Genomic DNA, 7580 nt, shown 5'->3' with positions numbered 1-7580 from the left:
TCTGCGCCACGGTTGCAGCGATCAGCCGGTTGAAGGCCTCGGTCTGGTCAGCGCGCGCCGAGGACACGTCAAGCGCGGCGACGATGGTGCCGTCCGCGCCGTAGATCGGGGCGTCCATGCAGCTCATGCCGGTGTTGCGGGCCAGGAAATGTTCGTCGCGGTGGATGATGAGGCGGCGGTTCTCGGCGATGCAGGTGCCGATCCCGTTGGTGCCCTCGGCGGCCTCGCTCCAGTCCGCGCCCTGCCACAGGCCCCAGGACTTGAAAACCTCGGCATCGCCGTCCGCGCAGCGCTGATCCAGCACGACGCCCCCGGCATCCGTCAGAAGGACCGCACAACCGGAATTGCCCACAAGGCCGAAAAGTTGGTCAAGCTTGGGCGCGGCAACCTGAAGGAACTGCTCCATCTCGGCGCGGCGTGCGTTCAGCGCGGTTTCCTCGACACGTTCGGGGGCGCGGTGTTCGCCGGGGTCAAGCCCGTGTTTGAAGATCGACCGCCGCCAGGATGCGGCGATCCTCGACAGGGCAGGGGCCGTGTCGGAATGAGAGGTTTCGATGACCCTCTCGATATGTTTGCGATCAAGGGAAATCCGTTCTCTCCCGGTCCGGATCCTCTGTAGTACCTCAATGATACCCACGCCCGGCATCGCATTGCAATCGGCGCGTGTTCACCGCCGCACAGGGGATGCGCGGGGCGGTCCGGTGGACGCAAGGCCCCGCGCGACCTAGATGTGCCTCAACAGACAGGAGGACGCCATGAGCTGGAACCCCGCGCTTGATCCCGATCTGCCCAAGGGCGATGCCGTTGATGCCATCGAAACCGTGATCGTGCCGCGCGCCCGCGATCTGGGCGGCTTCGAGGTGCGCCGCGCGCTGCCCTCGGTGGCCCGCCAGATGGTGGGGCCGTTCATCTTCTTCGATCAGATGGGCCCGGCCGAGTTCCTGACCGGGCAGGGCATCGACGTGCGCCCGCATCCGCATATCGGGCTGGCCACGGTCACCTATCTTCTGCAAGGGCGGCTGCACCACCGCGACAGTCTGGGCAGCGATCAGTGGATCACCCCCGGCGCGGTGAACTGGATGACCGCGGGCTACGGCATCACCCATTCCGAACGCACGGATGGCGAGGAGCGCGAGAGGGGACAGGCGCCGTTCTGCATCCAGAACTGGGTTGCCCTGCCCAAGGACGCCTAGGATGGCGCGGCCGGTTTCACCCATGTCGGCGCCGAGGAACTGCCGGTCCTTGACGCCGAGGGTATCCGCCTGCGGCTGGTTCTGGGCGAGGCCTGGGGCGCGCGCGCCCCGCTGCCGCTGCCCTCCGAGATGTTCTATGCCGATATCAACCTGGCCCCCGGTGCGGGCGTGCCCCTGCCGGACAATCACGAGGATCGGGGCGTCTATGTGCTGGGTGGCTCGGTTCGGGTCGGCGATCAGCGCTTCGAGGCCGGGCGGATGCTGATCTTCCGCCCCGGAGATGCGGTCTCGGTCCATGCGGGCGATGCGGGGGCGCGGCTGATGATGCTGGGCGGCGCCACGTTGGAAGGACCGCGCTATATCTGGTGGAATTTCGTGGCTTCGTCGCGCGAACGGATCGACGCGGCGAAAGAGGCATGGCGCGCGGGGGACTGGGCGCATGGCCGCTTTCGCCTGCCGCCGGGCGACGATCGGGAATTCATCCCCGCGCCCGAACGCTGAGGGGCGCGGCCGGGCGCGAAACTTTTATGTCGCGCCCGCTTGACGCCGCCTTCGGGGCTGCGTAATACGCTCTCCACGCTCGGACGGCGATCCGGGTGGGTGGACATGCGGTTGTAGCTCAGTTGGTTAGAGTACCGGCCTGTCACGCCGGGGGTCGCGGGTTCGAGCCCCGTCAACCGCGCCACCACCATCGCCCGAAAATGATGCGCGGTTGTAGCTCAGTTGGTTAGAGTACCGGCCTGTCACGCCGGGGGTCGCGGGTTCGAGCCCCGTCAACCGCGCCACCACCATCGCCCGAAAATGATGCGCGGTTGTAGCTCAGTTGGTTAGAGTACCGGCCTGTCACGCCGGGGGTCGCGGGTTCGAGCCCCGTCAACCGCGCCATCGTTTTCCCCATATCCACCCGTATCTGCCCGGATGCATCGCCTGCCGCCCCTTTGGGACGTGGGGCCGTAAACAGGCATCCCCCTGAGGTGTTTTCATCCGTTGCGGCCCTTGACCTGCAAGATTTGTGGTCCTGCGGTCGCTAACATGCGACCGTTAGCGATAGCGAACATTGCCGGCGGGCTGTCCTCTGCTAAGACGCGTTCAGACATTTTTTCTCGGGGGATGCCATGAAGGCTTCGAATATCGTCAAGAAGATCCTTGCCAATTACGAGGGCGAAAATCCCGGCGTGAAGGGCAACCTGTGCCGGATGCTGATGGAAGGCCGTCTGGGCGGCACCGGCAAGATGATCATCCTGCCGGTCGATCAGGGTTTCGAGCACGGGCCCGCGCGCAGCTTTGCGCCGAACCCGGCCGGCTATGACCCCCATTACCATTACAAGCTGGCCATCGATGCCGGGCTGAACGCCTATGCCTCGCCGCTCGGGATGCTGGAGGCGGGCGCCGATACCTATGCCGGGCAGATCCCGACGATCCTGAAGATGAACTCGGCCAACAGCCTGATGTCGGACACCGCCGGCAAGAACCAGGCGGTGACGGCCAGCGTTCAGGATGCGCTGCGCCTTGGCTGTGCGGCCATCGGCTTCACCATCTATCCGGGCTCGGACATGGCGCTGGATATGTTCGAGGAAATCTCGGAACTGCGCGCCGAGGCCGCCTCGGTCGGCATTCCGACGGTGATCTGGTCCTATCCGCGCGGCGAGGCGATTTCGAAGGACGGCGAGACCGCCATCGACATCGCGGCCTATGCCGCCCAGATGGCGGCGCTGCTGGGGGCGCATATCATCAAGATCAAGCTCTCGACCGACCATCTTGAAAACAAGGATGCCAAGAAGGTCTACGAGGCGCAGAAGATCGACGTCTCGACCCAGGCCAAGCGCGTGCAGCATTGCATGGACGCGGCTTTCGGCGGTCGCCGGATCGTGGTCTTCTCGGGCGGCGCGGCCAAGGGCGCCGATGCGGTCTATGACGATGCCCGCGCCATTCGCGACGGCGGCGGCAACGGCTCGATCATCGGGCGCAACAGCTTCCAGCGCTCGCGCGAGGATGCGCTGGAGATGCTCTCGAAGCTGGTCGATATCTACAAGGGCCGCGACTGAGTTCGCCGCCGGACCGGGGCTCTGCCCCGGACCCCGAGGTATTTGGGCACCAAAGAGGGGGCCGTCCGGTTCGGGCGGCCCTTTTTATGTCTGACCTGACTCGGATTACCAGCGGCGCGATTGCCCGAAATATCGCCCGGCCTCCTCGCCGAAAGCGGCGCGAAGGTCTTCTTCTTCGTGGCGGATGAAGCGCCGGGTCACGATGGGCGGGAACAGTGCCACCGCCGGCAGGCTGAAAGGGCCGCCCCAGAGGAGGGCCGCGCCCGAGATCGTCAGCATCATGCCGGTATAGATCGGGTTGCGATTGACCCGGAAGGGGCCTTCGACGATCAGGCGCGCGGGTGCGCCGCCGGGCAGGATGGTGGTGCGCTTGCGCCGGAACCAGAGCGCCGACCAGGCCATCAGCGCGAGGCCGGCCAGAATCAGGACGGTACCAAGCAGGCCGAAGGCCGGGTGCTGGAACGGGCCGGGCGGCAGCAATCTGCCAAGAGTAATGCCGGCCAGCATGAGGCCGAGCGCCCAGATCGGCGGCAGGTCGGGAAAGCGTTCCTGGGCATTGCTCATCTGGTCCTCCGGCAGAAAATCGGGCGGGCATGGCACGATCCCGCTTTATGGTATCTGCGGGGGCAAGGGAACCGGTTGCACGGCGGATTCGGTAGGGCGGTTTTTTCCCGCTCTGGCCCTGCGCGGCCTTGCGCGCGTGCCGGTGCGGCCCTAGAAGGTGCCCGGTTTGAAGGCTCCCCCAAGGTGGGGATAGGAGGGACAGCATGCCCTTGCTGGTGATGAAATTCGGCGGCACATCCGTCGCCGATCTCGACCGGATCCGGAACGCGGCCGAGAAGGTCAAGCGTGAGGTCGAACGTGGTTATGACGTCATCGTCATCGTCAGCGCCATGTCGGGCAAGACCAACGAGCTGGTCGGCTGGGTCGAGCAGACCTCGCCGCTGTTCGATGCGCGCGAATATGACGCCGTGGTCTCCTCGGGCGAGAATGTCACTGCCGGGCTGATGGCGCTGACCCTGCAGGAAATGGACGTGCCCGCCCGCAGCTGGCAGGGCTGGCAGGTGCCGATCAACACCACCGCCCAGCATTCGGCGGCGCGTTTCGAGAGCATTCCGCGCGCCAATCTGGACCAGAAATTTGCTGAAGGCTTCAAGGTCGCCGTGGTCGCGGGCTTTCAGGGGATCGGGCCGGACGGGCGCATCACCACGCTGGGCCGGGGCGGGTCCGACACCACCGCCGTCGCCTTCGCTGCCGCCTTCGAGGCCGAGCGCTGCGATATCTATACCGATGTGGACGGCGTCTATACGACCGATCCGCGCATCACCGCCAAGGCCCGCAAGCTGGACCGCATCGCCTTCGAGGAGATGCTGGAACTCGCGAGCCTCGGCGCCAAGGTTCTGCAGACCCGCTCGGTCGAGCTGGCGATGCGCTATAATGTCCGCCTGCGGGTGCTGTCCTCGTTCGAGGATACCGACGAGAAATCCGGCACCCTGGTCTGCGATGAGGATGAAATCATGGAATCGAAAGTCGTCTCTGGTGTCGCCTTCTCGCGCGACGAGGCCAAGATCACCCTGGTCACGGTCGAGGACCGGCCCGGCATTTCCGCCGCCATCTTCGCGCCGCTGGCCGAGGGCGGGGTCAATGTCGACATGATCGTGCAGAATATCTCGGAAAAGGACTACGAGCATCATCAGGGCTCGGTCACCGACATGACCTTTTCCTGCCCGATCAATCAGGTCGAGCGGGCCAAGAAGGCGATGGAGGATGCGCGCAGCGCCGGCCATATCCAGTATGACGATCTGATCGTCGATACCGATGTGGCCAAGGTCAGCGTGGTCGGGATCGGGATGCGGTCCCATGCCGGCGTGGCGGCGCGCATGTTCCGGGCACTTGCCGATGAAAACATCAATATCAAGGTGATCTCGACTTCAGAGATCAAGATTTCCGTGCTGATCGACCGCAAATACATGGAACTGGCCGTGCAGGCGCTGCATGATGCGTTCGAGTTGGAAAAGTCAGCCTAGAAACGTCGCGCGGGCGACGATGGCAGGGGGTCATGCCACATCGCAATGACAGAGATTCACGGCAGCTGCTCAGGCGGCTGCGTGACACATTGGCGGCGCCCGGTGGCAGTCAGGACCGGCTGGACCAGATCACCCATCACATCGCCGATTCGATGGCGACAGAGGTCTGCTCGATCTATCTGTTCCGCGATGTCGATACGCTGGAACTTTGCGCGACCGAGGGGCTGAAGCCCGAATCCGTCCACATGACCCGGCTGCGGCTGGGCGAAGGCCTTGTCGGTCGCGTGGCGCGCACCGGCCGGCATGTGAACACCGCCAATGCGCCGGCAGAGCCGGGCTTCCGCTTCATGCCCGAGACCGGCGAAGAGGTTTATCCGTCCTTCCTCGGCGTGCCGATCCAGCGCGTGGGCGAGAAGCTGGGCGTGCTGGTCGTGCAGTCGCGCGAAGCGCGGCAGTTCACCGAAGACGATGTCTACGGGCTGGAAGTCGTGGCCATGGTGCTGGCCGAGATGACCGAACTCGGCGCTTTTCAGGGCAATGCCGAGGACAGCCTGCCGCTGGCCCATCGCTTTCCCGGCTTCTTCCGTGGCACCAGCGGCCAGGAAGGCGCGGCCGAGGGCCGGGTCTGGCTGCACGAGCCGCGCGTGGTCGTGGCGAACCCGGTTGGCGACGATCCGTTGCGTGAGAAGGAACGGCTGCTTGAGGGCGTCGAGACCCTGCGCGCGCGCGTCGATTCGATGCTGGCCGATGCCGATATGGGCACCGATGGCGATCATGCCGAAGTGCTGGAAGCCTATCGCATGTTCGCCCATTCCCGCAGCTGGCTGCGCCGGATGGAGGAGGATATCGAACTTGGCCTGTCCGCCGAGGCCGCGGTCGAGAAGGAGCAGTCGCAGGCCCGCGCCCGGCTGGAAATGGCCGCCGATCCCTATCTGCGCGACCGGCTCTATGATCTCGACGATCTCTCGAACCGCTTGCTGCGCATCCTCACCGGGCAGGGCAGCGATACCGGGGCCGAGATGCCCGAGAACCCGATTCTCGTGGCCCGCAATATCGGCCCTGCGGAACTGCTGGATTATGGCCGCAAGCTGAAGGGCGTGGTGCTGGAAGAAGGCAGCGTCGGCAGCCATGCGGCGATTGTCGCCCGGGCACTGGCGATTCCGCTGGTGATCCATGCCGGGCGCATTGCTTCGGACGCGCTGAACGGCGATGCGATCCTGGTCGATGGCGATGGCGGCGTCGTCCATCTGCGCCCCGAGGAAAGCGTCGCCGCCGCCTTCCGCGACAAGATCGCCATGCAGGCCGAGGCGCAAAGCCGCTATGCCGGACTGCGCGATCTGCCGGCGGTCTCGACCTGCGGCACCCGGATCGAGCTGTTCATGAATGCCGGTCTCATGGCCGATCTGCCCAGCATGGAAAACTCCGGTGCCGAGGGCGTGGGCCTGTTCCGGACCGAGTTGCAATTCCTGACCCGCACCCGGGTTCCGCGCCGGTCCGAACTGGCGGCGCTCTATACCCGGGTGATGGAGGCGGCCAGGGGCCGGCCGGTGGTGTTCCGCACGCTCGATATCGGGTCTGACAAGGTGCTGCCCTATATGAAGCCGCAGGACGAACCGAACCCGGCGATGGGCTGGCGGGCGATCCGGGTCGGGCTGGAAAAGCGCGGTGTGCTGAGGATGCAGTTGCAGGCGCTGATCCGCGCCGCCGTCGGGCGACCCCTGCATGTGATGTTCCCCTTCGTCTCCGAGCCGTGGGAGTTCGAGGCGGCCCATAAGGTGTTGATGGAGGAAATCGCCCGCGAGCAGCGGCTGGGCCATCCGATGCCGCTCGATATCCGCGTCGGCACCATGCTGGAGACGCCCTCGCTGGCCTTCGCGCCGGTCAGCTTCTTCAGAAGCTGCGATTTCGTCTCGATCGGCGGCAACGACCTGAAACAGTTCTTCTTCGCCGCCGACCGCGAGAACGAACGTGTCCGCCGCCGCTACGACACCCTGAGCGAGCCGTTCCTGGCGCTTCTGGATCAGATCATAGCCCGCTGCAACGAGGCCGGCGTGACCGTCTCTTTCTGCGGCGAGGATGCGGGGCGCCCGGTCGAGGCGATCACTTTTGCCGCCCTGGGCATGACGCGGCTGTCGATGCGCCCGGCCTCGATCGGGCCGGTCAAGCACCTGATTCGCCAGATCAGCCTTGAGGAATTGCGTGGGGTCATCGCCCGGGCCCGCGAGGCCGGCGATCCGGTCCGGCGCGTGGTCACTGAATTTCTGGCGCGGGCCTGACGCCCGCGCTAGGATTTGCCAATGATGGAAGGAGCCGAG

5 protein-coding genes, 3 tRNA genes and 1 pseudogene are annotated in these 7580 nt (G+C 65.5%); 7 read left to right on the top strand and 2 right to left on the bottom strand.

Going from position 1 to position 7580, the window contains the following annotated elements:
- Positions 1 to 490, bottom strand: a 490-nt coding sequence (locus Q0330_RS04990) for a GAF domain-containing protein (RefSeq protein WP_299475364.1), incomplete at its 3' end; no start/stop codon positions are given.
- Positions 491 to 755: 265 nt separating this feature from the next.
- On the opposite strand from Q0330_RS04990, the pseudogene Q0330_RS04985 reads away from it, so the two are divergent.
- From Q0330_RS04985 to Q0330_RS04965, 5 genes and pseudogenes are all read left to right on the top strand, one after another.
- Positions 756 to 1694: pseudogene (locus tag Q0330_RS04985) on the top strand (pirin family protein).
- 107 nt (positions 1695 to 1801) lie between these two features.
- Positions 1802 to 1878: transfer RNA gene (locus Q0330_RS04980), tRNA-Asp, on the top strand.
- A 23-nt stretch (positions 1879 to 1901) separates the two neighbouring features.
- Positions 1902 to 1978, top strand: a tRNA-Asp gene (locus Q0330_RS04975).
- Between the two features lie 23 nt (positions 1979 to 2001).
- Positions 2002 to 2078, top strand: a tRNA-Asp gene (locus tag Q0330_RS04970).
- A 230-nt stretch (positions 2079 to 2308) separates the two neighbouring features.
- A complete protein-coding gene (locus tag Q0330_RS04965; protein WP_299475361.1) occupies positions 2309 to 3238 on the top strand; it encodes a class I fructose-bisphosphate aldolase in 930 nt (309 codons plus the stop codon).
- Between the two features lie 105 nt (positions 3239 to 3343).
- Here Q0330_RS04965 and Q0330_RS04960 read toward each other — a convergent pair whose 3' ends face one another.
- Positions 3344 to 3802 carry an isoprenylcysteine carboxylmethyltransferase family protein gene (locus Q0330_RS04960; RefSeq protein ID WP_299475358.1) on the bottom strand — a complete coding sequence of 153 codons (459 nt, stop codon included), beginning with the start codon at positions 3800 to 3802 and terminating at the stop codon, positions 3344 to 3346.
- Between the two features lie 203 nt (positions 3803 to 4005).
- Between Q0330_RS04960 and Q0330_RS04955 the strand changes: the two genes are divergently transcribed.
- Together Q0330_RS04955 and ptsP are read left to right on the top strand one after the other, a co-directional pair.
- Positions 4006 to 5265, top strand: a complete 1260-nt coding sequence (locus tag Q0330_RS04955) for an aspartate kinase (protein ID WP_299475355.1) — start codon at positions 4006 to 4008, stop codon at positions 5263 to 5265.
- A 32-nt stretch (positions 5266 to 5297) separates the two neighbouring features.
- Entirely contained in the window at positions 5298 to 7541 is a 2244-nt protein-coding gene (gene ptsP, locus Q0330_RS04950) for a phosphoenolpyruvate--protein phosphotransferase (RefSeq protein WP_299475352.1), read from the top strand.
- Positions 7542 to 7580 lie beyond the last annotated feature (39 nt).

Source organism: uncultured Paracoccus sp. (assembly GCF_937873615.1).
Lineage (GTDB): Bacteria > Pseudomonadota > Alphaproteobacteria > Rhodobacterales > Rhodobacteraceae > Paracoccus.
This window is presented reverse-complemented; position numbering and strand designations above follow the sequence as displayed.